The organism is Pantoea sp. Sc1, from assembly GCF_000255315.1.
Classification (GTDB): Bacteria; Pseudomonadota; Gammaproteobacteria; order Enterobacterales; family Enterobacteriaceae; genus Pantoea; species Pantoea anthophila.
This window is the reverse complement of record NZ_AJFP01000001.1, coordinates 2,618,460-2,644,341: the sequence shown is the minus strand read 5'-3', so window position 1 is coordinate 2,644,341 and position 25,882 is coordinate 2,618,460. Positions and strand designations below refer to the sequence as shown.

At 61.1% G+C, this 25,882-nt stretch carries 29 protein-coding genes; 24 read left to right on the top strand and 5 right to left on the bottom strand.

The annotated features are described in order from the left end of the window. Positions 1 to 126 precede the first annotated feature (126 nt). From S7A_RS12250 to S7A_RS12240, 3 genes are all read right to left on the bottom strand, one after another. Positions 127 to 381: a biofilm/acid-resistance regulator YmgB/AriR gene (locus S7A_RS12250; RefSeq protein WP_033736573.1), complete on the bottom strand. Its 255-nt coding sequence runs from the start codon at positions 379 to 381 to the stop codon at positions 127 to 129. 379 nt (positions 382 to 760) lie between these two features. Continuing rightward, positions 761 to 1,168 carry a DUF2000 domain-containing protein gene (locus S7A_RS12245; protein ID WP_009090963.1) on the bottom strand — a complete coding sequence of 136 codons (408 nt, stop codon included), beginning with the start codon at positions 1,166 to 1,168 and terminating at the stop codon, positions 761 to 763. A gap of 41 nt (positions 1,169 to 1,209) precedes the next feature. Next, positions 1,210 to 2,058 carry an AraC family transcriptional regulator gene (locus S7A_RS12240; RefSeq protein ID WP_009090961.1) on the bottom strand — a complete coding sequence of 283 codons (849 nt, stop codon included), beginning with the start codon at positions 2,056 to 2,058 and terminating at the stop codon, positions 1,210 to 1,212. 146 nt (positions 2,059 to 2,204) lie between these two features. On the opposite strand from S7A_RS12240, the gene S7A_RS12235 reads away from it, so the two are divergent. The 23 genes from S7A_RS12235 to S7A_RS21520 all read left to right on the top strand — a co-directional run bounded on the left by S7A_RS12235 (position 2,205) and on the right by S7A_RS21520 (position 21,597). Further along, entirely contained in the window at positions 2,205 to 2,636 is a 432-nt protein-coding gene (locus S7A_RS12235; protein WP_009090959.1) for a MarR family winged helix-turn-helix transcriptional regulator, read from the top strand. A 2-nt stretch (positions 2,637 to 2,638) separates the two neighbouring features. Then, complete coding sequence (locus S7A_RS12230) at positions 2,639 to 4,324, top strand: MFS transporter (RefSeq protein ID WP_033736341.1); 1,686 nt, start codon at positions 2,639 to 2,641, stop codon at positions 4,322 to 4,324. Beyond that, complete coding sequence (locus S7A_RS12225; protein ID WP_009090955.1) at positions 4,321 to 5,415, top strand: HlyD family secretion protein; 1,095 nt, start codon at positions 4,321 to 4,323, stop codon at positions 5,413 to 5,415. Before S7A_RS12230 ends, S7A_RS12225 begins: the two co-directional genes overlap by 4 nt. Next, on the top strand, positions 5,412 to 6,794 hold the full coding sequence (locus tag S7A_RS12220) for an efflux transporter outer membrane subunit (protein WP_009090953.1): 1,383 nt from the start codon (positions 5,412 to 5,414) through the stop codon (positions 6,792 to 6,794). The genes S7A_RS12225 and S7A_RS12220 overlap by 4 nt, the downstream gene beginning before the upstream one ends. Before the next feature lie 255 nt (positions 6,795 to 7,049). Continuing rightward, a complete protein-coding gene (locus S7A_RS12215; RefSeq protein WP_009090952.1) occupies positions 7,050 to 7,436 on the top strand; it encodes a hypothetical protein in 387 nt (128 codons plus the stop codon). A 228-nt stretch (positions 7,437 to 7,664) separates the two neighbouring features. Beyond that, complete coding sequence (locus tag S7A_RS12210; protein WP_009090949.1) at positions 7,665 to 8,396, top strand: beta-ketoacyl synthase chain length factor; 732 nt, start codon at positions 7,665 to 7,667, stop codon at positions 8,394 to 8,396. Further along, on the top strand, positions 8,389 to 9,189 hold the full coding sequence (locus tag S7A_RS12205) for a 1-acyl-sn-glycerol-3-phosphate acyltransferase (protein ID WP_009090948.1): 801 nt from the start codon (positions 8,389 to 8,391) through the stop codon (positions 9,187 to 9,189). The genes S7A_RS12210 and S7A_RS12205 overlap by 8 nt, the downstream gene beginning before the upstream one ends. A 13-nt stretch (positions 9,190 to 9,202) precedes the next feature. Continuing rightward, positions 9,203 to 9,460 carry a phosphopantetheine-binding protein gene (locus tag S7A_RS12200; RefSeq protein ID WP_009090946.1) on the top strand — a complete coding sequence of 86 codons (258 nt, stop codon included), beginning with the start codon at positions 9,203 to 9,205 and terminating at the stop codon, positions 9,458 to 9,460. A 16-nt stretch (positions 9,461 to 9,476) separates the two neighbouring features. Continuing rightward, positions 9,477 to 9,731, top strand: coding sequence for an acyl carrier protein (locus S7A_RS12195; RefSeq protein WP_009090944.1), 255 nt, complete (start codon positions 9,477 to 9,479; stop codon positions 9,729 to 9,731). Positions 9,732 to 9,738: 7 nt separating this feature from the next. Further along, positions 9,739 to 10,302, top strand: a complete 564-nt coding sequence (locus S7A_RS12190) for a hypothetical protein (RefSeq protein ID WP_009090942.1) — start codon at positions 9,739 to 9,741, stop codon at positions 10,300 to 10,302. Beyond that, positions 10,299 to 11,618, top strand: coding sequence for an AMP-binding protein (locus S7A_RS12185; protein WP_009090940.1), 1,320 nt, complete (start codon positions 10,299 to 10,301; stop codon positions 11,616 to 11,618). Before S7A_RS12190 ends, S7A_RS12185 begins: the two co-directional genes overlap by 4 nt. After that, entirely contained in the window at positions 11,605 to 11,952 is a 348-nt protein-coding gene (locus S7A_RS12180; protein ID WP_009090938.1) for a 3-hydroxyacyl-ACP dehydratase FabZ family protein, read from the top strand. Before S7A_RS12185 ends, S7A_RS12180 begins: the two co-directional genes overlap by 14 nt. Beyond that, positions 11,946 to 13,655 (top strand): glycosyltransferase, encoded by a 1,710-nt coding sequence (locus S7A_RS12175; protein WP_009090936.1) that lies wholly within the window; start codon positions 11,946 to 11,948, stop codon positions 13,653 to 13,655. Before S7A_RS12180 ends, S7A_RS12175 begins: the two co-directional genes overlap by 7 nt. Next, positions 13,648 to 14,061, top strand: coding sequence for a thioesterase family protein (locus S7A_RS12170; RefSeq protein ID WP_009090934.1), 414 nt, complete (start codon positions 13,648 to 13,650; stop codon positions 14,059 to 14,061). The genes S7A_RS12175 and S7A_RS12170 overlap by 8 nt, the downstream gene beginning before the upstream one ends. Continuing rightward, positions 14,055 to 14,663 carry an outer membrane lipoprotein carrier protein LolA gene (locus S7A_RS12165; protein ID WP_009090932.1) on the top strand — a complete coding sequence of 203 codons (609 nt, stop codon included), beginning with the start codon at positions 14,055 to 14,057 and terminating at the stop codon, positions 14,661 to 14,663. The genes S7A_RS12170 and S7A_RS12165 overlap by 7 nt, the downstream gene beginning before the upstream one ends. After that, positions 14,650 to 16,956, top strand: a complete 2,307-nt coding sequence (locus S7A_RS12160) for an MMPL family transporter (protein WP_009090930.1) — start codon at positions 14,650 to 14,652, stop codon at positions 16,954 to 16,956. Before S7A_RS12165 ends, S7A_RS12160 begins: the two co-directional genes overlap by 14 nt. Then, positions 16,953 to 17,525 carry a DUF3261 domain-containing protein gene (locus S7A_RS12155; RefSeq protein ID WP_009090929.1) on the top strand — a complete coding sequence of 191 codons (573 nt, stop codon included), beginning with the start codon at positions 16,953 to 16,955 and terminating at the stop codon, positions 17,523 to 17,525. Before S7A_RS12160 ends, S7A_RS12155 begins: the two co-directional genes overlap by 4 nt. Next, positions 17,522 to 18,682, top strand: coding sequence for a beta-ketoacyl-[acyl-carrier-protein] synthase family protein (locus tag S7A_RS12150; RefSeq protein ID WP_009090927.1), 1,161 nt, complete (start codon positions 17,522 to 17,524; stop codon positions 18,680 to 18,682). Before S7A_RS12155 ends, S7A_RS12150 begins: the two co-directional genes overlap by 4 nt. After that, positions 18,672 to 19,148, top strand: a complete 477-nt coding sequence (locus tag S7A_RS12145) for a hotdog family protein (RefSeq protein ID WP_009090925.1) — start codon at positions 18,672 to 18,674, stop codon at positions 19,146 to 19,148. Before S7A_RS12150 ends, S7A_RS12145 begins: the two co-directional genes overlap by 11 nt. Beyond that, positions 19,145 to 19,876: a 3-ketoacyl-ACP reductase FabG2 gene (locus S7A_RS12140; RefSeq protein ID WP_009090924.1), complete on the top strand. Its 732-nt coding sequence runs from the start codon at positions 19,145 to 19,147 to the stop codon at positions 19,874 to 19,876. The genes S7A_RS12145 and S7A_RS12140 overlap by 4 nt, the downstream gene beginning before the upstream one ends. Continuing rightward, entirely contained in the window at positions 19,873 to 21,108 is a 1,236-nt protein-coding gene (locus tag S7A_RS12135; protein WP_009090922.1) for a beta-ketoacyl-ACP synthase, read from the top strand. Before S7A_RS12140 ends, S7A_RS12135 begins: the two co-directional genes overlap by 4 nt. A 131-nt stretch (positions 21,109 to 21,239) precedes the next feature. Further along, positions 21,240 to 21,383 (top strand): hypothetical protein, encoded by a 144-nt coding sequence (locus S7A_RS21525; RefSeq protein ID WP_009090920.1) that lies wholly within the window; start codon positions 21,240 to 21,242, stop codon positions 21,381 to 21,383. Positions 21,384 to 21,423: 40 nt separating this feature from the next. After that, the gene (locus S7A_RS21520) at positions 21,424 to 21,597 is read left to right on the top strand and encodes a hypothetical protein (RefSeq protein WP_009090919.1); all 174 of its coding nucleotides are present in this window, start codon (positions 21,424 to 21,426) and stop codon (positions 21,595 to 21,597) included. Here S7A_RS21520 and S7A_RS12130 read toward each other — a convergent pair. Continuing rightward, positions 21,585 to 22,748 carry a hypothetical protein gene (locus S7A_RS12130; RefSeq protein ID WP_009090918.1) on the bottom strand — a complete coding sequence of 388 codons (1,164 nt, stop codon included), beginning with the start codon at positions 22,746 to 22,748 and terminating at the stop codon, positions 21,585 to 21,587. The two genes, S7A_RS21520 and S7A_RS12130, sit on opposite strands and share 13 nt — an antisense overlap. Before the next feature lie 155 nt (positions 22,749 to 22,903). Between S7A_RS12130 and S7A_RS12125 the strand changes: the two genes are divergently transcribed. Then, on the top strand, positions 22,904 to 24,364 hold the full coding sequence (locus S7A_RS12125) for a phospholipase D family protein (protein ID WP_009090917.1): 1,461 nt from the start codon (positions 22,904 to 22,906) through the stop codon (positions 24,362 to 24,364). Positions 24,365 to 24,646: 282 nt separating this feature from the next. Here S7A_RS12125 and mdoC read toward each other — a convergent pair whose 3' ends face one another. Next, the gene (gene mdoC, locus S7A_RS12120; protein ID WP_009090916.1) at positions 24,647 to 25,777 is read right to left on the bottom strand and encodes a glucans biosynthesis protein MdoC; all 1,131 of its coding nucleotides are present in this window, start codon (positions 25,775 to 25,777) and stop codon (positions 24,647 to 24,649) included. Positions 25,778 to 25,882 lie beyond the last annotated feature (105 nt).

The following is a 25,882-nucleotide window of genomic DNA, read 5'->3' as shown; positions in this document are numbered from 1 at the left end:
AGTTATTTTGCTCCCGCGCGAAAGGCGGAAAGAATGGGATAAACAGTGAGAGGCAGATACTACCGGGGGATTGACGAAGATACCAGAAAAAGGCGGTGGATTCCCTCCCTGGAATCGCGACTACAGTTAAAAGTCATCCGGGGTTTTGTGGACCACAAGGTCAAGCAGCTGACGGTAGATATCCAGCGAATCCCTGTCGCTTTCCAGTTCCAGTCGGTGGATCAGCTTTGAAATAATGGCCTTATTACTGACAGGCATACCCGATTGCAGGATTTCTGCGATCAGGACACCCAGCATTTCCATCTCGCTGGCGGGTTTATTCGCTGCAGGATTGAAATAGTCGGCAATTTCCTGGTCAGTCCGGGGAAGTGTATTTTGCATGTGTAAGCCCTTCATAACAGCCCGATTCCGGTTCGGATGTCAGGACAAAATCGATCAAAAAAGCCATCGCATGGACAGATGCGATGGTGCCAGCGTGAACATAACGCAGATAAAAAATAACCTCTGAAGGTGGAAATCCACTGACACCTTCAGAGGCGACGCAAGTGCATCATTCGTTACAGAGTCGCATGACAACTCGTGGCAGTAAAGTTATACAATGAAAGCCAATCTGTACAATCGAATCCTTTTGCAAAATGTGCTATTTAACGCTTTTCAGCAGCTTATAAGGATAATTCCGAGAAAAAATCTGTACAGAGAACCTATACAACCCGCAGATTAGACCGGACAGATAAAAACAGTCAGGCACCCCACAGGGTGATCAGGCAAATAACGCCAGCTTTGCCGTCAGCTTACGCAGCGCTTTTTTATCACCGACGATGGCGAGACCCAGCAGCCGCCACTGCCGCCGCGATTGCTGGCGCAGGGCGATGCTGAGCGCCTGATAATCGGTGGTGGTCTGTCCCTCTTCGGGAAACAGCACCCGGTCGTACCCGGCCTCTTCAGCCTGCAGCAGCAGTGCCCGCAGCTGCTCATCGGTGGCCGCCAGCACGGGAATACCGGTGCTGATCAGACCGGGGGAGGGATGGCGCTCCGCATCTTCCAGCGCATCACCAACCAGCTCCGGATGACGCTGCCCCAGCGTTAATGCCAGCACGGCAGCGGCGTTGGTGGCTTTACCGGCTGGCAGCGCGGCATTCAGTATCATTACACATCGTAAGTCCTGCATTGCGTTTCTCCTCACTCAAAAAACGCATTGTGGCAACGGTGTCAGTTCGGGTCTGGAAGATTTGTGCAGGCGTGCTGATAGCGTGACGGCGTGAGCTGGCAGGCGCGTTTAAACCAGCGCCCCAGATGGCTTTGATCGGCAAAACCCAGCGCGGCGGCCACGTCGGCAACCGGCTGGCCCTGCGCCAGCTGCCGGCGCGCCTGGCTCAGCCGCCACTGCACCAGCCAGGCGTGAGGCGGCAGGCCCCAGTGCGCCTGAAACAGGCGTGATAACCGGAAGCGATCCACCTGCAGCTGCTGTGCCATCTGCGCCAGGCCAGGATTTTCCGCATGATGGGCGATCAGCCAGTCACGCGCCTGTAATGCCAGCACCGTATCTTTATCCGGGTGGCGATCGGGCAGGAAGATCTGCTGGTGCGGCGTAAGCTGAGCGAATAACCGATCCAGCACCGCCTCTTTGATCAGGGCGGGATGGTTGTGCCACAGCGCCTCGAACGCATGCCAGACGGCATAGGCCAGCGACCGATCGTCGCGCAGCGTTGCGGCAAACTGTAATGCGGGGGAGGGCGGCGCGTCACGCCCGGCCGGGTTGAGATGCTGTGCAATCTGCTGTGGAGAAAGGTAGAGCATACGGTAGGTGAAACCCTGTTCGTTGATGGCATCCCCATCGTGCAGCTCTTCCGGTTCCAGCATAAACACCGTGCCGGGTCGGCTCCGGTGCTGTCTGCGCCGCGAGTGAAACTGCTGTACTCCCTGCTCAGTCACACCGATCAGATAGCTGTCATGCCAGTGCGGATCATAGGCGTGACCGGTAAAATGAGCGCGCAGCGCCTCAATACCGCTGATGGCGTCACGGCGGAGATCCACCCAGTTTGCTGCTGGCTGTTTCATATTATCGGGCTCCCGAATAGCGGACTCTGGACATTCTGCCGCGATCCACTAGTTTTTAACAGAACGGGCGCTTTTCAATCCCGTTTTGCTTTGCGTATAATAACCTTTCTATTTAATCAGAATCCTAACCATTAGGCTGCTAACATTTGTCTCAGCATACCCGTACCTTCACCCATTTACTGCACCTGACCGCACATGCCTGGCGCCTGGCGGTAGATCGTCATCTCAGAGACAGCGGCTTAAGTATGAGCAGCTGGATGGCTATTGGCCTCATCGCCAGCGAACCGGAACGCATGACGCAAACCGAACTGGCGCAATTGCTGGGGCTGGAAGATGCCAGCATGGTTCCGCTGGTGGATCGGCTGGTCAAACAGTCGCTGCTGACGCGGGTGCAGCCGCCGGAAGATCGCCGCAAGCGCCACCTGGTGCTGACCGAAAAAGGCAACGAGGCGTTTGCCCGCGTGAAAACCGAGGCCGATGCGCTGCGCACGGAGATGCTGGCTGACATCGACCCGCAGGATCTGGCCGTCACCGAACGTGTGCTGCAACAACTGCTGAGTCGTATGGGAAGTATGTAGCAGTGGCAAAGCGAAATCCCTACGCTGCACGCGAGTGGTTACCGCACGAAAAACCCATGCTGCCGGGCTCGCCCTCGACCCCGCTGCACCCGATGCCCAAACGCCTGGCGTTTGGCCTGATCGGTCTGCTGATTTCCCTGACCGGTGCGCTGAGTAACGCGCTGGTTACAGCAAATCTGGTCAATCTGCAGGGCACCTTTGGTGCCTGGTCGAATGAAATTGCCTGGCTGCCTGCGGTCTATGTGATGGGCAATATCTCGATCAACCTGCTGCTGGTGAAGTTCCGCCAGCAGTTTGGACTGCGGGTCTTTACCGAGGCGTTTCTGGTGCTCTATGTGCTGGTGGCGTTCTTTCATCTGTTTGCCAACGACCTCAGTTCCGCAATTATTGTGCGCACCGCGCACGGCATGGTGGCGGCCGCCCTCAGCTCACTCGGCATCTACTATCAGGTGCAGGCCTGGCCCGCAAAACATCGCCTGAAAGCGCTGGTTATCGGCCTGACGGTGTCGCAGCTCGCCATTCCGCTGGCCCGACTCTTCTCCTCTGAACTGCTGCAGCTCAACGAGTGGCGCGGTCTCTATCTGTTTGAACTCGGTCTGGCGATGATTGCGCTGGGCGGGGTGCTGATGGTGAAACTGCCGCCGGGTGACCGCATCAAAACTTTTGAGAAAATGGATTTCGTTACTTTCATTCTGCTGGCACCCGGCATGGCGCTGCTGTGCGGCGTGCTGTCGCTGGGGCGGATTGAGTGGTGGTTCACCACGCCCTGGCTCGGTATCTGTACCGCGATAGCGCTGACGCTGATTGTCGCGGCGATGGTGATCGAACATAACCGGCGCAATCCGCTGATCAATACCCGCTGGCTCAGCAGCGGCAACATGGTGCGGCTGGGCATCGTGATGATCATGATCCGTATCGTCCTGGCCGAGCAGAACACCGGCGCGGTCGGCTTCTTACAGCAGCTCGGCCTGCAGAACGACCAGATGCGCGGTCTGGCGCTGGCCATTATCGCCGGGGTCATTGTCGGCATTGCTGCCAGCGCGCTGACCATTAAACCCACTCATCTGAACTGGCCGATTGTCGCCTCGCTGGTGGTGATGATTATCGCTTCACTGATGGATTCGCAATCCAGCCCGCTGACCCGGGGTCCCGAAATGTATTTCAGCCAGTTCCTGCTGGGTTTCAGCAGCGCTTTTTTTATGGCGCCCGCCATGCTGATGGGGATTGGCAGCGTCGTGACCCAGCCGAAGAATCTGGTCAGTTTTGTGGTGCTGTTTGGCATGAGCCAGAACCTTGGCGGTCTGATCGGTTCCGCCATTCTGGGCACCTTTCAGGTCTGGCGGGAAAAATATCACTCCAGCCTGCTGGGCGATCAGCTTTCCCTGCTCGATCCCAATGTCACCGAGCGGCTCAGTCAGTACAATGCGCTGTTTAACCCGCTGGTGGGTGACAGCGTGCTGCGCGGTGCGCAGAGCACCAGCCAGCTTCAGACGGTCGCCACACTGCAGGCGAACGTGCTCGCCTATAACGACACCTATCTGCTCACCGCCGCGCTGGCGCTGGCGACGCTGATGTGGGTAATCTGGCGTTTAACCCGTCGCCGTTATCTGGAGTGGCGTCAGGCGCGATTTAACCTGCGTGAGCAGCAACAGCTGGCCGCATTACAGGATTTAAGGGAGAAACAATGAGTCAGCAGGATGAGCTTCAGGCTGCAGAACGCGAACGTGTTAATCGCCGCCGTATTCTTTCTGTCGCCGTGGGTAGCGGCATTGTGGTGCTGGGCGTGCTGGTTATTCTCTACGCCTGGCAACTCTGGCCCTTTACCAGCGCGGTGCAGAGCACCGAAAATGCCTATGTGCGCGGTCAGGTGACCTTTATCAGCCCGCAGGTCAGTGGCTATCTCACCTCGGTGGAGGTGATCGATCTGCAGCCGGTGAAAAAAGGGCAGTTACTGATGACGATTGACGATCGGATCTATCGTCAGCGGGTGCATCAGGCGCAGGCGCAGCTGGCGATGAAGCAGGCGGCGCTGAACAATAACCTGCAGCAGCGTCGCAGCGCAGAAGCGACGATTCAGAGCAACAAAGCGGCACTGGAGAATGCCAAAGCCCAGGCGTTAAAAAGCGGCTTCGATCTGAAGCGGGTTGAGAACCTTGCGGCGGACGGATCGCTGTCGGTGCGTGAGCGTGATGCCGCCCGTGCCGCCAGCGCCCAGGCGCAGGCGCAGGTGCGTCAGGCGGCGGCGCAGATCGCCGTGGCACAGCAGAATCTGCAAACGGTCATTGTAAACCGTGATGCGCTGGAGGGGGATGTCGCCAGCGCGCGTGCCGCTCTGGAACTGGCGGAGATCGATCTGGCGAATACCCGGATTACCGCACCGGATGACGGCCAGCTCGGTCAGCTGTCGGTCCGCACCGGCGCCTATGTCACTGCCGGAACCCGCCTGACGTCGGTGGTGCCCAATCACAAATGGATTATCGCCAATCTGAAAGAGACCCAGCTGGCCCATATTCGTCCCGGCCTGCCGGTGACGATTCGGGTCGATGCGCTGGATGGCAAGCGCTTTAACGGCGAGGTGGAGTTTATCTCCCCGGCTGCCGGCTCAGAGTTCAGTGCCATTTCACCCGACAACGCCACCGGCAACTTTGTCAAAATCGCACAGCGCATTCCGGTTCGCATCCGCCTGAAGGAGCAGGATATGGCACAGCTGCGTCCCGGCATGTCCGTGGAGGTCAGCATCGATACGGCCGCCCGGCCCGCCGGTGAGGCTACGCCATGAGGGGCCGCGTAGCGATCGCTGTCCTGTCACTGCTGCTGTCAGGCTGCGCCACACAGGTTGAAAAGGCACCGGCCTCGCTGCCGATCCCGGCGGCCTGGCGGGAGAGTGTCGGCCCGGGCGCCGCGCCGGAAGCAGAGTGGTGGCGTGCCTTTCATGATGAGTATCTCAACCGGCTGGTCAGCCAGGCGCTGCGCAACAATCCCGATATTCTTACGGCGCGATCCCGGGTCGATCAGTATCGCGCCCAGCTGCGCGCCACGCAGGGTGATAACTTTCCCACCGTCAGCGCCGGTGTGGCCGCAACCCGTGAACGCACGCTCTCGTCAGTAACGGGACAGCCTTATGAGACCGATGTGTTTCAGGGTGTGTTACAGGGCAGCTACGAGGTTGATCTGTGGGGCGCGCGCAGCAGCAGTATCACGGCGGCGCAGGCGACCTTAGCGGCGCAGCAGGCGGCGGCGTCTGCCGCTGAGCTGACCATCGCCAGCTCGGTTGCGTCGGGTTACCTCAACCTGTGTGCGCTGGATGAGCAGCTGCGGGTCACCGAGGCGACGCTGGCCACCCGCAATAATTCGCTGAAGCTGGCCCGGCGTCAGTTTGAAACCGGCTACACCTCCCGGCTGGAGTGGATGCAGGCGGCCTCAGAATATCAGTCGGCCAAAGCGCAGATACCGCAGCTGCAGCATCAGATCGTCCAGCAGGAAAATGCGCTGAGCATTCTGGTGGGAATGAACCCGCGTACCCTTGCCCGGCGTCAGCAGTTTGACCAGATTCTGCCGCAGCAGATGCCGTCGCTGCTGCCTTCTGCGCTACTCAACCGCCGTCCCGACATCGTGCAGGCGCAGCGTCAGCTGCTGGCGGCCGATGCCAGCCTGGCGTCGTCACAGGCGAAGCTGCTGCCGTCGCTTAACCTCACCGCCAGCGGCACCCTGCAGAGCTCGGTGCTGCATCAGTTAGCGGATAATCCGTTCCGGCTCTGGAGCGTGGGCGGCAGCATTCTGGCGCCTCTGCTGAACCGTGAAGCGCTGACGGCGCAGGTCGATGTCTCAATGGCCACGCGGAACCAGGCGCTTTACAGCTATGAAAAAGTGGTGCGCAACGCCTTCTCGGAAGTCAACGATGCGGTTGACGCCATCAGGCAGAGAGAGGCCCAGCTTCAGGAGCTGCAAAAGCAGGAGGCCTACGTGACCGAGGCGCTGCGCATTGCCCGCAACCGCTATCAGAACGGTTATGCCTCTTATCTGGATGAGCTGGATGCGCAGCGCACCCTGTTTTCCACCCAGCTTAATCGGGTCACCGTCAAAAATAACCTCCTGCTGGCGCAGATCGATCTCTATCGTGCGCTGGGGGGAGGCTGGACGCCCGCCGCAACGCCATAATCGTCCTGGCCGATCCAGCCGTCGCCAGAGTTTCACGGCGCGGATCGGCCCCCTGACGACAGCAGGAGAGCCTGTTTCCTCCGCCGCAATCCCCCGAATATCCGCTATAAAGCCATGCATACTTCTGCTTACCTGTCTTTACATTCGATGGTATCATGCGCGGGTTTTACACCAGCCAGACGGAAAAGCGCAGGCTGCGCACGGCGAATTATCCGTTTATATTACTGATAAATATCATAAAAGAAGGGATTCCTGATGAATAAGAAGACGATTTTCACGCTGGCCGTGGTTGCTGCGTTATTGACCGGTTGTGCCCGCACCGCACCGATTCATAATGTGAATCAGAGCCTGACGCAACGCTACAGCGATAACCAGATGAAAACGGCGATCATTGAAGCCGGCATTGGCCGTAAATGGGTGATGACCCCCGTTTCGCCAGGCGTGATCACTGGCCGCCTGGCCCAGCGTGGTTTCGCGGCGACCATTCGCATCACCTACACCAGCCAGAACTACCGCATCGATTATGTCAGCAGTGAAAACCTGAAAGCAGGGCAGGGGCAGATCCACAGTAACTACAACCGCTGGATCGCCAATCTGGATCAGGACATTCAGTTGCGCCTGTCGGCGCTGGCGGCGCAATAAGGCGTCTCCCGTCGCAATAACGTCCCGTCAGAGGACCTGAGTATAAAGATTGGCTCCACCCGGCCGACAAATCAGATGAGCTGCTATTGCTGAACCTCAGCATAAACCTCTACCGTGAACGCCCGTGGCGCGATCGGCAGAGGCGTTCAGCAATGCATTTTTTTGCACCGGGCAGGCGTAACGTCCTGATAATTGCTGACACCACACGTTTGACGAAAGAATGTTGAGATGAGACTCGCTTACTCACTGCTCGACTGGCAGGCCCTGGCTCCAGGATTACAGGGGCACGAGGCCTGGCAGGACTGGGCGCGACAGGGCACCGCTATCGATCCCGCAGGAGAGATGGCGAAACCGCAGTTTTTACCGATGATGACCGCGCGTCGTCTGAGCGGCGGCAGTCGTGCGGCGGTTGAGTGCGGGCTGGCACTGCTGGCCCGGCAGCGGGTGGACGCGATCGTCTTCACCAGCCGTCACGGCGAACTGGAGCGTAATCTGCGCATCCTCACCACGCTGGCCGATCAGCAGATGATGTCACCCACTGATTTTGCCATGTCGGTTCACAACTCGGCGGTGGGCAGCCTGACTATTGCGGCCAAAGCGCCGCTGGTCTCCACCTCCATCGCCGCCGGCATCGACTCTTTCCAGCAGGGATTGATTGAAGTCAGCGCCCTGCATCAGGCGGGTTATCAGCAGGTGCTGCTGGTCGATTTCGACGGCTGCGTGCCCGATTATTATCAACACTGGCTGCCGGAGCAGGGCATGAAAGTGCCTTATGCGGTGGCGCTGCTGCTGGGTAAAGGCGAGGCATTGCGCTGCAGCGGTCGCCCTGAACCGGCGCAGACCCACGCGCCGCTGTGGCCGCAGAGCCTGCGTTTTCTGCAGCAGTGGCTGGCGGCGTCGCCCGCGTTCAGCCTGCCGGGTGAACGCCTGACATGGCACTGGGAGAGAGAACATGGCTGACTGTTCACAACCGGCACTCTGCGCGGGCAGCCGCCTGAACTACTGCTGGCGTCTGGTGATGACCGCGCTGAGTTTCACGCTGTTTGGCCTGGGTGGACTGCTGCTGTCGCTGGTGGGCTTCAATCTGCTGCTGCTGGTGCAGCGTGATTCGCTGCGCCGCCGTCTGCTGGCCCGACGCGCTATCGCGTTCAGCTTCCGCTGCTTTCTGCGGTTCTGCCGGCTGACCGGGGTCTACGACTACCGCATCGAAGGCGCTGAGTTGCTGCAGCAGGATCGCGGCTGCCTGATCGTGGCCAACCATCCCTCGCTGATCGATTACGTGATGATCGCCTCGGTGCTGCCGGAGATGGATTGTCTGGTGAAGGCCGATCTGCAGAAGAATCCTTTTATGCGTGGGGTGATCCGCGCGGCCGACTACCTGATCAACAGTGAAGCGGAGACGCTGCTGCCCGACAGTCAGCAGCGCCTGGCGCGCGGCGACAATATTCTGATCTTTCCGGAAGGCACCCGCACCCGCTACGGTCAGCCGCTCTCCCTGCAGCGGGGCGCCGCCAATATCGCCGTGCGCGCCGGCTGCGATCTGCGCGTCGTCCACATCACCTGCAGCCAGCGCATGCTCGATAAGCAGAGCCGCTGGTATCAGATTCCGCCAGTTAAACCGCTGTTTACTGTGCGTGTACAACCGCGAATCGACAGTCAGTCGTTTTGTGAAAGCAATCCCGATGCGCAGCCGCTGGCCGCGCGTCGCCTGACCCGCCATTTACAACAGGCGCTGGTCCCCCAGAACAGGTAAGACGAAAACCGGTATGGATGTATTAATCAACGATATCAAACAGATGATTATCGACACGCTGAACCTTGAAGATCTCAGCCCCGAGGATATTGAGACCGAAGATGCGCTGTTTGGCGACGGCCTCGGCCTGGACTCAATTGACGCGCTGGAGCTTGGCCTGGCGGTGAAAAATCGCTACGGCGTGACGCTCTCTGCGGAGAGTGAAACCCTGCGTGCCCACTTCTTCTCTGTTGCGACGCTGGCAGCGTTCGTCAACCAACAGCGCAGCTGAACGCGGAGACCATTTTATGATGAACAAAGAAGAGATTTATCAGGAAGTGTCGGCCCTGCTGACCAGCCTGTTTGAAATTGCGCCGGAGGATATCCATCCTGAGGCCCGCCTGTATGAAGATCTTGAACTCGACAGCATCGATGCCGTCGATATGGTGGTTCACCTGCAGAAACGCACCGGTCGTAAAATCAAACCGGAAACCTTCCGCGCGGTGCGAACCGTGCAGGACGTGGTCGATGCGGTCGAACAACTGATGCGCGAAGACGCCTGATCCCGCCGTGCCTGCTGCCACTCTTCGCCTGCTCAATCTGCTGACGCTGCTGGCCTGGCCATTGCTGGTCTGGCTGGCGCTCACCCAGCCACGCTGGCAGGGACTTTTCTGGCTGCTGGCGCTGCTGTTTGGGCTGCGCTGGCTGCAGCTGCGTCGTCAGCATACGACCATGGGGGCTGTGATGGGCTGGCTGGCCCTGCTCGGCGCGCTGCTCTGTATCAGCAGTCAGCTGCTCCGCTCGCAGCATCTGCTGCTGTGGTATCCGGTGGCGGTGAATCTGGCGATGCTGCTGCTGTTTGGCGCCTCGCTCTGGAGCGCGATGCCGCTGGTGGAACGTATCGCCCGACTGCGTGAACCCGTGCTTCCGCCTGCTGCGGTCCGCTACACCCGCCGCGTCACCCAAATCTGGTGCCTGTTCTTTATCGGCAATGGCAGCATGGCGCTCTTCACCTGCCTGCTGGGGAATCTGCGACTCTGGACATTGTGGAACGGCGCGATCAGCTATCTGCTTATCGCCGCGCTGATGGGCGCGGAGTGGTGCGTCCGTCAGCGCGTGAGGCGCAAAGCATGAGGGTGGCCGACTGGCTGACGGGCGCCGATCGCGAAGTCGCCTGGCGGGGCGATCAGACGCTGATGCTCAGCACCATGCGCCGTCAGGTGCTGGCGCTCAGCCAGCGCTTAGCGGCAGAGGCGGGCACACACTGGGCGCTCTGTTTTGACGACAGCTACCGCTTCTGCGTGGCGCTGCTGGCGAGCTGGTATGCCGGCAAAACGCCGGTGATGCCGGGTCATACCCGCGCCGCACTGCTCGATGAGATGCAGGATCGGCTGGATGGCGTGCTGTGCGACATGCCGCTGGCGGTCAGCCTGCCACGGCTGGCGTGGGATGAGGCCGAAGCGCAGGGCGCGCTGCCGCCGCTGCCGGAGAGGGCTGAGCTGGTGCTGTTCACATCGGGTTCAACCGGCACGCCACGTCAGGTGGTAAAGTCCCTGGCGGTGATGGAGCAGGAGAGCCGCTGGCTCTGCGCCCTGTGGGGTGAACAGCTTCGGGCGTGCCGGGTGATTGCTTCGGTCAGCCATCAGCACCTGTACGGTTTATCGTTCCGGATCTTCCTGCCGATGACGCTGGCGCGCCCGTTCGCCGCCCAGCCGCTGTTTTATGGCGAACAGCTGGCTCAGCTTCCGCGCCACTGGCGCTATGCCTTTATCAGCAGTCCCGCTTTTTTATCGCGGCTGGACAGGTCGCTGCAGACGCCCGCCTGTGAACTGATTGTCTCCGCCGGTGGCGCGCTGCGCGCATCGGATGCTGAGCAGGTCTGGCAGCGCTTTGGCTGTCGGGTCAGTGAGATCTATGGCAGCACCGAAACCGGCACCCTGGCCTGGCGTCAGTGGGCGCGGCCCGGGGAGGCGTGGCGCTGTTTCCCCGGCGTCCGGCTGGAGGAGGTGAGTCCCGATCGCTGGCAGGTCTGGTCGCCGCTGATTGCCGCAGCGGACGGCATCCCGCTGGACGATCGCCTGCACAAACAGCCGGACGGCGGTTTTCAGCTGGCAGGCCGCCATGACCGTATTGTTAAAATCGCGGACAAGCGCATCTCACTCAGTGAGATTGAGCGCCGTCTGCGGGATCTGCCGGAGATAGAGGATGCCGTGGCGCTGGTGGTGACCCGCCATGAACGGCAGGCGATAGGCGTCGTGCTTTCGCCCACCCGACCGCTGGATGAGGCGGCGCTGCATCAGCGCCGTCAGCAGTGGAAACAGCAGTTGCAACGCTGGCTGGAGCCGCTGGCCATGCCACGCTACTGGCGGGTTGTGGCCACCATTCCGGTCACCGCCCAGAGCAAACGCGCCTGGCCGCAAATAGAGGAACTTTTTCATGTTGCCGATTGAACGCAGCCGAACGTTACAGGCGAACAGCGTCACGCTGACGTTAGAGGTAGAGCCGGAACTGTTCTGGTTTCAGGGTCACTTCCCGACCCTGCCCATTCTGCCCGGCGTGGCACAGCTGGATTGGGTGATGCACTATGGTCTGCTGCTGCTTGCTCCCGGCAGGCAGTTTGCGGCCATCGATAACATTAAATTTCAGCAGCCAGTGCCCCCCGGCGCGCTGCTGCAGCTGCACCTTGAGTGGCACGCCGAAAAATCGCGCCTGAGTTTTCGCTACAGCCTGCTGAGTGAAGCGGGCGAGCAGAGTGCCAGCAGCGGGAAGATCGCGCTGTGTTAACGACTGCGTTCTCACCCTGCGTCGTGATCCCCTGCTACAACCACGGCGCGATGATGGCGTCGGTGCTGGCGCGGCTGGCACCCTTTAACCTGCCGATCATCGTGGTGGATGATGGCAGCGATGCGGCGACCCAGCTGCAGCTGGCGACGCTGCACGCCCCGCAGCTCAGCCTGCTAAGGCTCGACACCAATCAGGGCAAAGGGGCGGCGGTGATCCACGGCCTGCGGGCCGCGGCGGCGCGCGGTTTCACCCACGCGGTTCAGCTCGACGCGGACGGTCAGCATCAGGCGGAAGATCTGCCGTTAATGCTGGCGGAAGCGGCGCGTTATCCCGATGCGCTGATCTCCGGTCAGCCGCTCTACGATGACTCCATCCCCAAATCGCGCCTGTATGGCCGCTACATTACCCATTTCTGGGTCTGGATTGAGACGCTGTCGCTGTCGATCCGCGACAGCATGTGCGGCTTCCGCGTCTATCCGCTGGCCGCCACGCTGGCACTGTGCGACCGCCGGCCTGTCGGACAGCGCATGGATTTCGACACTGAAATCATGGTGCGGCTCTACTGGCAGGGCACCCGCAGTCGCTTTATCCCGACCCGCGTCACCTATCCGGTCAGCGGGCTGTCGCACTTCGATGCCCTCTATGACAACCTGCGCATCTCCTGGATGCACACCCGGCTCTTTTTCGGCATGCTGCCGCGCATCCCCCGCCTGCTGGCGATGCGCAGACCACAGACGCACTGGTCTGTGGAAACGGAACGGCGCGGGCAGTGGGGATTGCGCTTTATGCTGGCCGTCTATCGCTACGGTGGACGCCTGCCTTTTACTCTGCTGCTCTGGCCGGTGGTGGCGGTTTACTGGCTGAGTGGCCAGCGTGCGCGCAGCGCCTCCCGGCAGTGGCTGGCACAGGTCAGCCGCGCCGCGCAGCAGCGGCAGATTGCACTGCCGGCCCGGCTTAACAGCTATCACCATTTCCTGCGGTTTGGCGGCGCGATGCTGGATAAAGTGGCCAGCTGGCGTGGCGATCTGCGCTGGGGGCGTGATATCGATTTTGCCCCGGGTGCGGAAGCGGTGATCCGCACGCCCGCACCGCAGGGGAAGCTGATTCTGGCCTCACACCTGGGGGATATCGAAGCCTGCCGCGCCATGGCGCAGCAGGTCAGCGGTCTGGTGATTAACGCGCTGGTCTTTACCGACAACGCCCGCCGTTTCCGCGCGGTGCTGGAGACCATTGCCCCGCAGGCCGGAGTGAATCTGATGCCGGTCAGCGACATCGGGCCGGAGACGGCGATCCTGCTGCAACAGAAACTGGATGCGGGCGAATGGGTCGCGATCGTCGGGGATCGCACAGCGGTCAATCCGCAGCGTGGCGGCGAGCGACGGGTGATCTGGAGCGACTTTCTCGGCCGTCCCGCCCCCTTTCCGCAGGGGCCCTTTGTGCTGGCGGCCGCGCTGCGCTGTCCGGTGCTGCTGATGTTTGCCCTGCAGCAACAGGGTAAACTGCGCATTCACTGTGAGCGCTTCGCCGATCCGCTGCTGTTGCCGCGTGCGCAACGTCAGCAGGCGCTGCAGGAGGCGGTGGATCGCTATGCGGCGCGGCTGGCCCATTACGCGCTGCTGGCACCGCTCGACTGGTTTAACTTTTTCGATTTCTGGACGCTGCCTGATCCGCAGGCGCACCACAAGGAGTCTGACCATGACTGAACATCAGGCTGACGTCGTCCTGACCGTCTCGTTTCACGACTGCGATCCCATGGGGGTGGTCTGGCACGGTAACTACTTCCGCTTCTTTGAAGTCGCGCGCGAAGCCCTGCTGCGCAGCATCAACTACAGCTATGCCGAAATGGCGGCCAGCGGCTACGTCTGGCCGGTGGTCGACACCCGGGTCAAATACCGTCATCCGCTGCGCTGTGAAGAGACGATTCGCGTCAGCGCCCGGATCACGGAGTTTGAGAACCGCCTGCGCATCGACTATGAGGTGCGAAACGCCGCCGGTCAGATCACCACTAAGGCACACACCCTGCAGGTGGCGGTGGAGCAGGAGAGTCAGGCCATGTGCTTTGTTTCACCCGATATCTTACTGGAACGTTTAGGAGTGAAAGGATGCTGAAAATCATGCTAACCGGCCTGCTGCTATGGGCCAGTGCCGCCAGCGCGGTCACGCTGGATCAGCTGCAGCAGCGTTTTGCCAGCCAGCCGGTGATCCGGGCAGACTTTACCCAGACGCGCACCATTGCCGGGATGCGCCAGCCGCTGGTGTCGCACGGGCAGATGCTGATTGCGCGTCAGCAGGGACTGTGGTGGCATCAGCAGACCCCCTTTTTGATGACGCTGCTGCTGGATGATAAGCGCATGGTGCAGAGCCTGAGCGGGCAGAAGCCGCAGGTGATCACTGCCGACAGTAACCCGCAGATGTTCCAGTTCAACCATCTGCTGCGGGCGCTGTTCCAGGCTGATCAAAGGGTGCTGAATCAGAACTTCACAGTGGCCTTCAGCGATCGCGGCAACGGTGCCTGGGCGCTGGAGCTGACCCCGAAAGCGGCGCCGCTTAACAGAATCTTTAACCGTATCTCGCTGGCGGGCAATGCGTTTCTGGACAGCATCCGGCTGGACGATAAGCAGGGTGATAAAACGCTGATTCAGCTCAGCAATACCCGTACTGAACCGCCGCAGCTGAGCGACGAGGAGCAGGCGCGTTTTGCCGGGCCGTAACGATCGACGGCTTGCCATCCTCTGGCTCGCCATTTGCCTGCTGCTGGCGGCGGCGCTCTCTTTTCTGCTGCCGCGCAGCCAGCTCAACAGCAGCGTACTGGCACTACTGCCGCAGCAGAATCTGGGGGCTGCGCCGCCCGCGCTGCAGCAGGCCTTTATGCAGCGGCTGGATCGCCAGCTGGTGTGGCTGGTTTCACCCGGTGAAGAGGACGATCCCGGCATCGCGGCCTGGTGGCAGGCGCAGCTGCGCGCGCTGCCTGATCTCAGGCAGGTGCAGGGCGATCTCGATGCCGGGCAGCAGGAGGCGTGGGGCCGGTTTGCCTGGCAACACCGTAATGGCCTGATCGACGAGGCGACGCGCAGCCGCTTGCAGAATGGCGGCGGGGCGCAGGCGGAGTGGCTGCTGGCGCAGCTCTTCTCGGCATTTTCGGGTGTCAGCAGCAAAGAGCTGCAGGGCGATCCGCTGATGCTGGTGCGGGGGGCGCAGCTGGCGCTGGCGCAGAATGCCGGACGTCTGACGCTGCACAACGGCTGGCTGACGGTGCGCGATGCGCAGGGACGGCAGTGGTATTTCCTGCACGCTGAACTGGCCAGTAACGCTTTCAGTATGCAGCAAAGTCATGCGCTGGTGACGCGGCTCAGCGCGCTGGAGCAGCAGCTGAAAGCCCGCTGGCCGCAGGCGAAACTGCTGACGCGCGGCACGGTGCTGTTCAGCGACAACGCCAGCCAGCGGGCGCAGCATGATGTCAGAACGCTGGGCAGCGTGACGCTGGGGGGCGTTATCCTGCTGGTGCTGCTGGTCTTCCGCTCACTCCGACCACTGCTGCTCGCGGTGACCTCCGTAGCGGTGGGAGCCATGACCGGCACGGTGGTGACGCTGCTCTGCTTCGGGGAACTGCATCTGATGACGCTGGTGATGAGCCTGAGCATTGTCGGCATCTCCGCCGACTACACCCTCTATTATCTCACCGAGCGGATGGTTCACGGCGATCAGCAGACGCCGTGGGAGAGTCTGCGTAAAGTGCGCGGCACGCTGCTGCTGGCGCTGGGCACCACGGCGATCGCCTGGCTGCTGATGCTGCTGGCTCCGTTCCCCGGACTGCGTCAGCTGGCGGTGTTTGCCGCCAGCGGCTTAACGGCCTCCTGCCTGACGGTGATTCTGATCTATCCATGGCTGGTGCGCGGTCTGCCGGTGCGTCCGGTGCCGCTGATGGTGCCGCTGGCTCGCTGGCTCGCCGCCTGGCGACGGCAGCGCGGGCTGCGCGTCGGCTTACCGCTGGCGCTGGCGATTTTCGCCGCCACCGGTATCGCCCGGCTGAATGTGGATGATGATATCGCCCATCTGCAGAGTGCGCCGGCCTCGCTGCTGGCACAGGATCGCCAGCTGGCTGCCCTGACGGGGCAGCGAGCCGATCAGACCTGGTTTGTGGTCTGGGGCGATGACGCGCAGCAGACCCTGCAACGGCTGGAAAAACTGGCACCGGATCTTCGCAGGGCAGAGCAGCAGGGCTGGCTGCAGGGCTATCGTCTGCTGCCGCTGCGATCGCTGGCGCAGCAGCAGCAGGATCGCCAGCTGTTGCAACAGGCCGTGCCCACCGTGACGAGCCGCCTGCAGCAGGCGGGGATTGCCCTGGCTGCGCCGGATCTCTCCCCGATGCCGGTGACGCCCGCGGTGTGGCTGGCCAGTCCGCTGAGTGAGGGGTGGCGACTGCTGTGGCTGACGCTGCCGGATGGCCGCAGCGGCGTACTGATCCCCACCAGCGGCGTCAGAAACAGCACCGCCCTGGCGGCGCTCGCGGCGCAGCATAGCGGCGTCAGCTGGATTGACCGCAAGGCGGGTTACGACAGGCTGTTCAGTTTCTGGCGCACCCTGCTGACCGGCCTGCTGGCGCTGGCGCTGCTGTTCATCACGCTGACGTTTGTGCTGCGTCTGGGCCTGCGCGCGGGCTTACGCAGCGCGCTGCCGTCGGCGCTGTCGCTGGCGGTGGCGCTGGCCACGCTGGGCTGGATCGGCGCGTCACTGAATCTCTTTGCGCTGCTGGCGCTGATTCTGGTGCTGGGCATCGGCATTAACTACACGCTCTTTTTCAGCAATCCGCAGGGGACGCCCCTGACGTCGTTGCTGGCGGTGTCGCTGGCGATGATCACGACGTTACTGACGCTGGGCATGCTGGTCTTCAGCAGCACCAGCGCGATTGCCAGTTTTGGCACTGTTTTATGCAGCGGCATTTTCAGCGCTTTCCTGCTGTCGCCGCTGGCGATGCGACCCACCCGATCAAGGAGTAAACGATGATCCGCGCCGCCTCTCTTCTGCTGACGGCGCTGCTGCTCAGCGCCTGCGCCGGACCGGCACCTGACAGCAGCCGTCCCACCGCCTGGCTGAAACCGGGCGTAAAGGTTACGCTGCCGCCGCCGGGTATCCATCCCGCTTTTCAGCAGCAGCAATTACTGACCGGACAGGTCAAAGGTCAGAGTCAGTCGCTGCTGGTGCTGCTCAGCGCCGATGAGCAGCAGATCGATCTGGCCGGACTCTCCTCGGTCGGCATTCGCCTGTTCAGCCTGCGCTATGATGCCGGTGGCATTCACACCCAGCAGCTGATGCCGCTGCCGCAGATGCCGCCAGCCAGCCAGGTGCTGGCTGACATCATGCTCAGCTACTGGCCGCGGGACGTGTGGCTGAAACAGCTGCCGTCCGGCTGGCGGCTGGAGGATCAGGGGTTAAAGCGCCGGCTGTTCGATGCCGATAACCAGCTGGTGACCGAAATTGATTACCTGCAACGCGGCTCTCTGCGCCAGCCGATCAGCATCCGCCAGCATGCGTTTGGCTATCAGATCCGCATTCAACATCTGGACGCCTCATGATTTACCTCTCCGCCTTCGGCATGCTGAATGCGCTGGGCAATAACAACCGGGAAATTGCCACCCATCTGCAACAGGGCATCGCGCCCGGTATGCAGCGCTGTGACGGCTGGCTGAGCGGCGAGCGCAGCTGCTGGCTTGGCCGCGTTGTGGGCGAGCTGCCGCCGGTTCCGGCTGCCTTACGCGCGCACAACACCCGCAATAATCAGCTGCTGCTGGCGGCGCTGGCGCAGATCCGCCCGGCACTCGACGCGGCCGTGGCGCGCTATGGGGCTGACCGGGTCGCGATCGTGCTGGGCACCAGTACCTCGGGTGTGGATGAGGGCGATCGCCAGATTGGTGCGCCTCAGCCTGACTATCACTATCAGATGCAGGAGCTGGGCGATCCTTCCCGATTTCTGGCGCACTACCTGCAACTGAATGGCCCGGCCTATACCATTTCGACCGCCTGCTCCTCCAGCGCCCGCGCCGTGATCAGCGGTGAGCGACTCATCGCAGCCGGTCTGGTGGATGTGGCGCTGGTGGGCGGGGCGGACTCGCTGAGCCGGATGCCGATTAACGGATTCGACAGCCTTGCCTCGCTCTCTGAACGTCGCTGCGCACCTTTCAGCCGCGATCGTGACGGCATCTCTATCGGTGAAGGGGCGGCGCTGATGCTGCTGACGCGTGAACCGCAGCCGCTGGCGCTGCTGGGCGCAGGCGAATCGTCTGACGCCTGGCACATGTCCGCGCCGCATCCGCAGGGCGAAGGCGCTGAACGGGCGATGTGTATGGCGCTGCAGCAGGCGGCGCTGTCGCCGCAGCAGGTCGGCTATATCAATCTGCATGGCACGGCGACGCCGCTCAACGACCAGATGGAAGCCGGTGTTATCGCGCGTCTGTTTGGTAACCGTGTGCCGTGCAGCTCGACCAAGCACCTGACCGGCCATACGCTCGGCGCGGCAGGTATCTGTGAAGCGGCGCTCAGCGCCCTGATCCTGCAGGAGAATCTAGCCCTGCCTGCCCAGGATTTCCGGGCGGCGGCACAGGATGAGACGCTGCCGGATTGTGGCCTGCTGTTACAGCCGCAGGCGCTGGACCGGCCGATCATCGCCTCAAATTCATTCGCCTTTGGCGGCAATAACACCTGTCTGATACTGGGACGCCCCGATGACATTTAATTCTCCCGCCGCGCACTGGCTGCCCCACGCCGCACCCATGCTGCTGCTCGATCAGCTGATTAGCGTTGACGATGATCAGGTTCACTGTCAGGTCTCGACCTGCACCGGTGGCGTCCTGACGCCCTTTCTGACGCCGCAGGGTGAACTGCCCGCCTGGTTTGGCGTTGAGATGATGGCGCAGACCGTGGGCGTCTGGTCAGGCTGGCATGCAAAGCAGGGCGGTGCCACCCTGATCCCCCCCGGTATGCTGCTCGGCGGACGCGGCTGGCGGGCGCATCAGCCCCATTTTCCCGCCCGCGCCACGCTGGATATCAGAATGACGCTGCTGATGCGCGACGACCGCATGGGCAGTTTTGAGGGCGACATTCGCCACGGCTCGCAGCTGCTGGCCAGCGGTCGTCTGAATACTTATCAACCCAATGAAGCAGAGTTACAGCAATTAATGTCACAAGGAAATCAACCATGACAGATTCGGTATTGGTGACGGGTGCCAGTAAAGGCATCGGCCGCGCAATTGCGCTGCGTCTCGCCCGGGATGGCTTTCAGGTTATCGTCCATTTCAACCGCGATCGGGCTGGCGCTGAGCAGTGCCTTGAGGCGATCGTCGCCGCAGGCGGCAGCGGTCGCGTTCTGGGATTTGATGTGGCCGATCGCGCCGCCACCCGCGCCGCGCTGGAGGCTGACATTGAGCAGCATGGTGCCTACTATGGTGTGGTCAGCAACGCGGGCATCACCCGAGATGCCGCTTTCCCGGCGCTGACGGATGAGGAGTGGGACAGCGTGATCCACACTAACCTCGACAGTTTTTACAACGTGATCCAGCCCTGTGTGATGCCGATGATCGCGCTGCGACGCGGGGGGCGTATCATCACGCTCTCCTCGGTGTCGGGGATGATGGGCAACCGCGGTCAGGTCAACTACAGCGCGGCGAAAGCGGGCATTATCGGTGCCACCAAAGCGCTGGCGATTGAACTGGCTAAGCGCAAAATCACCGTTAACTGCATTGCACCGGGTCTGATCGACACCGGGATGGAGGGGCTGGCCCCGCAGGTCATCGATGAGGCGATGAAGATCGTACCGATGAAGCGCATGGGGGCGGCGGAAGAGGTCGCCGGGCTGGCGAGCTATCTGATGTCCGATATCGCGGGCTACGTGACGCGTCAGGTCATTTCGATCAATGGAGGCATGCTGTGATCCATCGTGTCGTCGTGACGGGCATGGGCGGCGTCACCGCCTTCGGGGAGTCCTGGGCTGAAGTCTCGGCGCGGATCCGGGCGGGTCGTAATGCCGTGCGCTTTATGCCGGAGTGGCAGGTCTATGACGGGCTGCATACGCTGCTGGGTGCACCGATTGATGACTTTGCGCTGCCGGCGCACTACACCCGCAAGCGCATCCGCGCGATGGGTCGCGTGTCGCTGCTGGCCACGCGCGCTACCGAGCTGGCGCTGACCCAGGCGGGCCTGATTGACCATCCGGTGCTGACCAGCGGCGAAACCGGTATCGCCTACGGCTCGTCGACCGGCAGCACCGGGCCAGTCAGCGAGTTCGCCACCATGCTGACGGAAAAGCACACCAACAATATTACCGGCACCACCTACGTCCAGATGATGCCACACACCACCGCCGTCAATGCCGGACTCTTTTTCGGCCTGCGCGGCCGGGTGATCCCGACGTCCAGCGCCTGCACCTCCGGCAGCCAGGCGATTGGCTACGCCTGGGAGGCGATTCGTCACGGCTATCAGACGGTGATGGTCGCTGGCGGGGCAGAGGAGCTCTGCCCGTCAGAAGCAGCGGTGTTTGACACCCTGTTTGCCACCAGTCAGCGCAACGATGCGCCCCACACCACGCCGGCACCTTTTGACCAGCAGCGTGATGGTCTGGTGATTGGTGAAGGCGCCGGAACGCTCATTCTGGAGTCGCTGGAACATGCGCAGGCACGTGGCGCAACCATTTACGCGGAACTTACCGGCTTTCATACCAACTGCGACGCGGCGCACATCACCCAGCCGCAGCGGGAAACCATGCAGATCTGTATCGAGCGGGCGTTGCAAAGCGCCGGGATTACCGCCGCTGAAATCGGGTATGTGAATGCGCACGGTACCGCCACTGAGCGGGGCGACATGGCTGAAAGTCTCGCCACGGCGGCGGTCTATGGCGACACGACACCCGTCTCATCGCTGAAATCCTATTTCGGCCATACGCTGGGGGCCTGTGGCGCGCTGGAAGCCTGGATGAGCATTGAGATGATGCGGGAAGGGTGGTTTGCGCCGACGCTGAACCTGACGCAGCCTGCCGCTGACGCCGGGCAGCTGGATTACATCATGGGCGCGCCCCGTGAGATTGAGACCGACTACATTCAGAGCAACAACTTTGCCTTTGGGGGCATCAACACCTCACTGATCTTCAGACGCTGGCGCGGCGCCTGATGACCGGCCCGTGCCGTCGGCACGGGCGGGTTTATTTCCCGGACGAAAGAAACAGACGTCACTCCGCCTTTCATCTACACTGTTCTGCACCGCATCACTCCCGGCGGCCCATGCTTTTTCACAGGATAGTTATGTCGTTACCTTTGCCGCCCGATGATCACGATGAGCCGATTCGCCACTCCATGGACGATGCGCACTTTGCGATAGTGGTGCTTGCGGTGACCTCGGTAACGCTTATAATCTTCGTCCTGATGATTACGCTCTGGATGAGCTGACAGAGACCGCTGCGTCAGCGCAGGGAATAAGGAGAGGGCAATGGAATCCAGAGATGACAAATTGATCGCCATTATCGGTCTGCTGGCGGCCTGCCTGATCGGCGTTACCTTCCTGTTTACCATGGTCTGGCTGACCGATGTCCGGCATCCTGCCGATCCTTCACTCGACGTTCAGTCCTGCCACCCCAAAAAGCCACCCGCTCAGCACGTCTGATCGCGTGCCGTGAACCTGATCTGCTGGCTGCGCAGTATCAGCGCCAGGGCTTCATGCAGATTACGGTTGCCATTGGGGTCCGCTAATCCCAGCAGCGGGCCAGGCGAACGGCGGTCATCCGCCCACGCGGGATACTCCACTACGGGATAGAGCGAAATGCCCTCTACGGCAATCCCCTGATCCAGTGCCACCGCCACGTTCTCACTGACCTCCTGCAGCCAGGGGGCACGGGCCTCGCCCTCCGCGCCAGTTTCGGCAATCAGCATCGGGCGCTGAAAGCGCTGCCAGCACTGCGCCAGCAGAATGTGCAGCGGCACCCGCTCCGGCTCCTCCAGCGACATCGGCTGATCGGGGAAAAACCAGTGGTTATCGGGATAGTAGTTGAGGCCGAGAATATCCAGGCAATCTTCGCTGCCGCCCAGCTCTTTATCCACGCGACCGGCCAGCATATCCCAGGCTTCGAACTGCGCCTGATGCTGGGCATCGGCGTAGGGTTTGCTGTCCGGATTAGTGGGATGATGGGCGATCTGCACCAGCGGGTCGGTCAGCACAAACCGCGCCCCCGGATAGACCTCCCGGATGGCATGGATCGCCGCCAGAGATGCACGCACCAGCTGGCGCTTCAGCTCTTTGCCGCGCCCTGCGGCATGCGGATTGAACCAGGCCACCTCCGCCCCGGCCCATGACCAGAATGAGATTTGGTTAACCGGCGTAAAGAAGGGATTTTCAATGCCTTCATCGCGCATCAGCTGCGCCATTGCGCCGGCGAAACGGCTAAAATGGTCAACAAATTCCGCTTTCCAGATATTAAGATGATCCGGATAGCCAAAGTGAGCCAGCTCCCAGATGATCTCTACCTGCTGACGCCGCGCCGCCTCAACCATCGGCAGAAAGCTCTGCCAGTCATAGTGACCCGGCACTTTCTCAATCAGGTGCCAGCGTGCGCCGTCGCGGGCGGTCAGCAGATGCTGCTCAGCCAGGGCCGCATAATCCTTTTCCAGCAGCATGTCATGCCCGCTGCTGATGACCATATCGAGCCGTTTTCCTGGCGTGCGGCAGGCCGTGGAGCAGGGGAAGCTGCCCTGGAAAAAACTGCGAAACAGACGGGGATGGTGGCGCTGGCTGGCATCAAAAAGGGGGTGATGAGACATATTCCTCTCCTGCCGGAGCATTGCCGGTCACAGATCGTCCGGTTAAGTCTAGACTAAAAAACGCCCGCGACTTTTTGCTAAGTCGGAACAGAGGTATAGCCTCAGCGGTGGGACCGGGGAATAATAAAAATAACTGCAATATACAGGGAATTGTCATGACCGAAGCGTTTGAACTTGCCCACTCACCGGAGCCTGCCAGCTGGCTGGAAACAAAGCTGGCCCCTCAGTGTCAGCGCCATCCGGGGCTGAGCGGCATCCATCCCCTCAGCGACGGGCTGGATGCGTTCGCTGCACGCTATCTGCTGATGCAAAAGGCGGCGCGGTCACTCGATATTCAGTACTACATCTGGCAAAACGATCTCTCTGGCCGCCTGCTGTTCAGCGCCATGCTGGAGGCGGCGCGCCGCGGCGTAAAGGTACGACTGCTGCTGGATGATAACAATACGCCTGGCCTGGATGACACCCTTGCTCAGCTCAACCGCCACCCCAATATTGAGGTGCGGCTCTTCAATCCTTTCTCTTTTCGCACCCTGCGCGCACTGGGCTATCTCACTGACTTCGCCCGTCTGAACCGGCGGATGCACAACAAAAGCTTTACCGTGGATGGTGTTACCACCATTGTGGGCGGGCGCAACATTGGCGATGAATATTTTGGCACCGGTAATGAGCCGCTGTTTGCCGATCTCGACGTCATGGCGATTGGGCCGGTGGTCAGCGAGGTGGCCGGGGATTTTGAACGCTACTGGCACAGTAAGCCGGTCGCGCCGCTGCAGCAGGTGCTGGATGATGATGAACCGGACGAGGATAGCGTGAGCCTGCCCGCCGAATGGCGTCACAGTGAGCCGGTGCAGCGCTATCTTCAGCGGCTGGAAAACGCGTCGCTGCTGCAGGAGATGGCGCAGGGCACGCTGGATCTGACCTGGGCAAAAGCGCGTCTGCTGAGTGATGACCCGCGCAAGGGGCTGGGTAAGGCGCGCGCGAAAAGCCTGCTGCCGCAGCGTATGCTGGAGGTGATTGGCACGCCACAAGAGCAGTTCGATATTATCTCAGCTTACTTTGTGCCGACCCGCGCGGGCGTTGCTCAGCTGCTGGCGCTGAAACGCAAAGGAGTGAAGATCGCCATTCTGACCAATTCGCTGGCGGCCAATGACGTGTCGATTGTTCATGCCGGTTACGCCCGGTGGCGCAAAAAGCTGCTGCGTCACGGCATTGCGCTTTATGAGCTGAAACCGCAGGCGGCCATGCAGGATGCGCCGCACGACCGGGGGTTAACCGGTAACTCGGGCTCCAGCCTGCACGCAAAAACGTTCTCGGTGGATCAAAAGACGTTGTTTATCGGCTCCTTTAACTTCGATCCGCGCTCAGCGGTGCTGAATACTGAAATGGGGCTGGTGATTGAGAGTGCGGCACTGGCCGGAGAAACGCACCAGCGCTTCAGTCAGTCGATGCGTGATCGGGCCTGGACACTGCGGCTGGATAAGTGGGGGCGGGTGAACTGGCTGGAGTATCCGGATGAGCCGCAGCAGATTGTGCATAAGCACGAACCGGACTGCTCCTGGTGGCAACGACTGCAGGTGCGGCTGGTGTGGCGACTGCCGATTGAGTGGCTGCTGTAAGCCTGCGCCTGCGTGCGCACCTGCACAGGCACATGCGCAGGCTCATCCCGGAGGCGTTGCTTCATGGCGACCATTACTTCAGGGCGGGACTCTTACAGGCGACTGTCCGACGTAAAGCGATGGGAGGCTGTACCTGTAGCAAAGCATAGCGGGCCAGGGATGGCCCGCGCTGAGCCTGCCAGGGATGGCGGTCTTGCGTCTTTGCGTAAGGTACAGCCTCCCTGAGCCTGCTCACCAGGCGCCCGACGATGAAAGCCGGTGCGCCCTGTCTCCCATGCTTCGTCAGACCTCTTTACGCTCAAACTTCCCCGAAAACAGGAACCGCAGCAGTGGAATGCGCAGGTGGATCTCATACAGCAGAAACGCGATGCCAAACACCATTAGTAAGCCGACAAAGAACCCCAGCGTGTTGTTTTCAATCCGTGGCGTGACATAAATGCCATACAGCAGCGTCAGCGGATGGTGCACCAGATAGATAAACAGCGACGCATTAACCAGATACATAATGCGCGGCGAATGCGAATTCAGCAGCTTATGACCAAAGCAGAAGCAGACATTCAGCATACAGAGACCCATCAGCGTGGTAATCAGCGCATCCAGCTCATACAGCCAGCCATCGCCACTGCTCAGACGCTGATTGGTGCAGTAGGCGATAAACAGCAGCAGCGCGCCAATCCACATTACCGGATTAAACCGCACAAACAGCGCTTTCAGCGGCGGGTGTTTCCACGCCAGTGCGCCCAGCATAAAGAAGGGCAGGTAGAAGAGCGTCTGCATCACGATGATATTGAACAGACCATCCATCAGCCAGGCGGGCTGGAAGATAAACACCAGACGGCGGAACACACACCAGAGCAGGGCCCAGGCCAGTACACCCACCGTCAGCGTACCCCAGCCGACCCGCGTGTAGTCGATGGCGCGGTGCTGGTCGCGCAGCCAGCGAAACGTCACCATACCCAGCGTAGTCAGCATCACCAGCACCACCAGAAACCACAGGTGTGAAATCAGCTCCCACATTAGGTTATTGAACTTCTGATAGGGGGTGAAGCGGGGCCAGTCGGCCAGCTTATCTGTCCAGGCTTTCAGCATGAAAAATTGTGGCAGCGTAATCAGCGGCACCGCAGTGAGCATGGGGATCCCGACGCGCTCCAGACGCACCTTCAGGAAACGCCGCGGCTGATAGCGCAGATAGAGCATGTAGGAGAAATAACCCGAGATAACAAAGAACACCTGCATGCGAAATGCATGAATAAAATCATTCAGCAGCGTCAGCCATAACGAGGCTTCCTGGCTGTTCACTGCCCATTTCTGCGCGGAGTAGATGAGGGAAACGTGAAACGGTACCCCCAGTAACATCAGGTAGGCGCGGATAGAGTCGAGGAAATATTCACGTTCAGGTTTTACAGTACTCATAAAGTTCCAGTTCGTTAGTACGGTTAGCCAGTTTCACCCTGAAACCGGATTATGTCCGGGTAAAATTCTACCTGCCATAAACCGGGTATACTATCAGTGGAATCC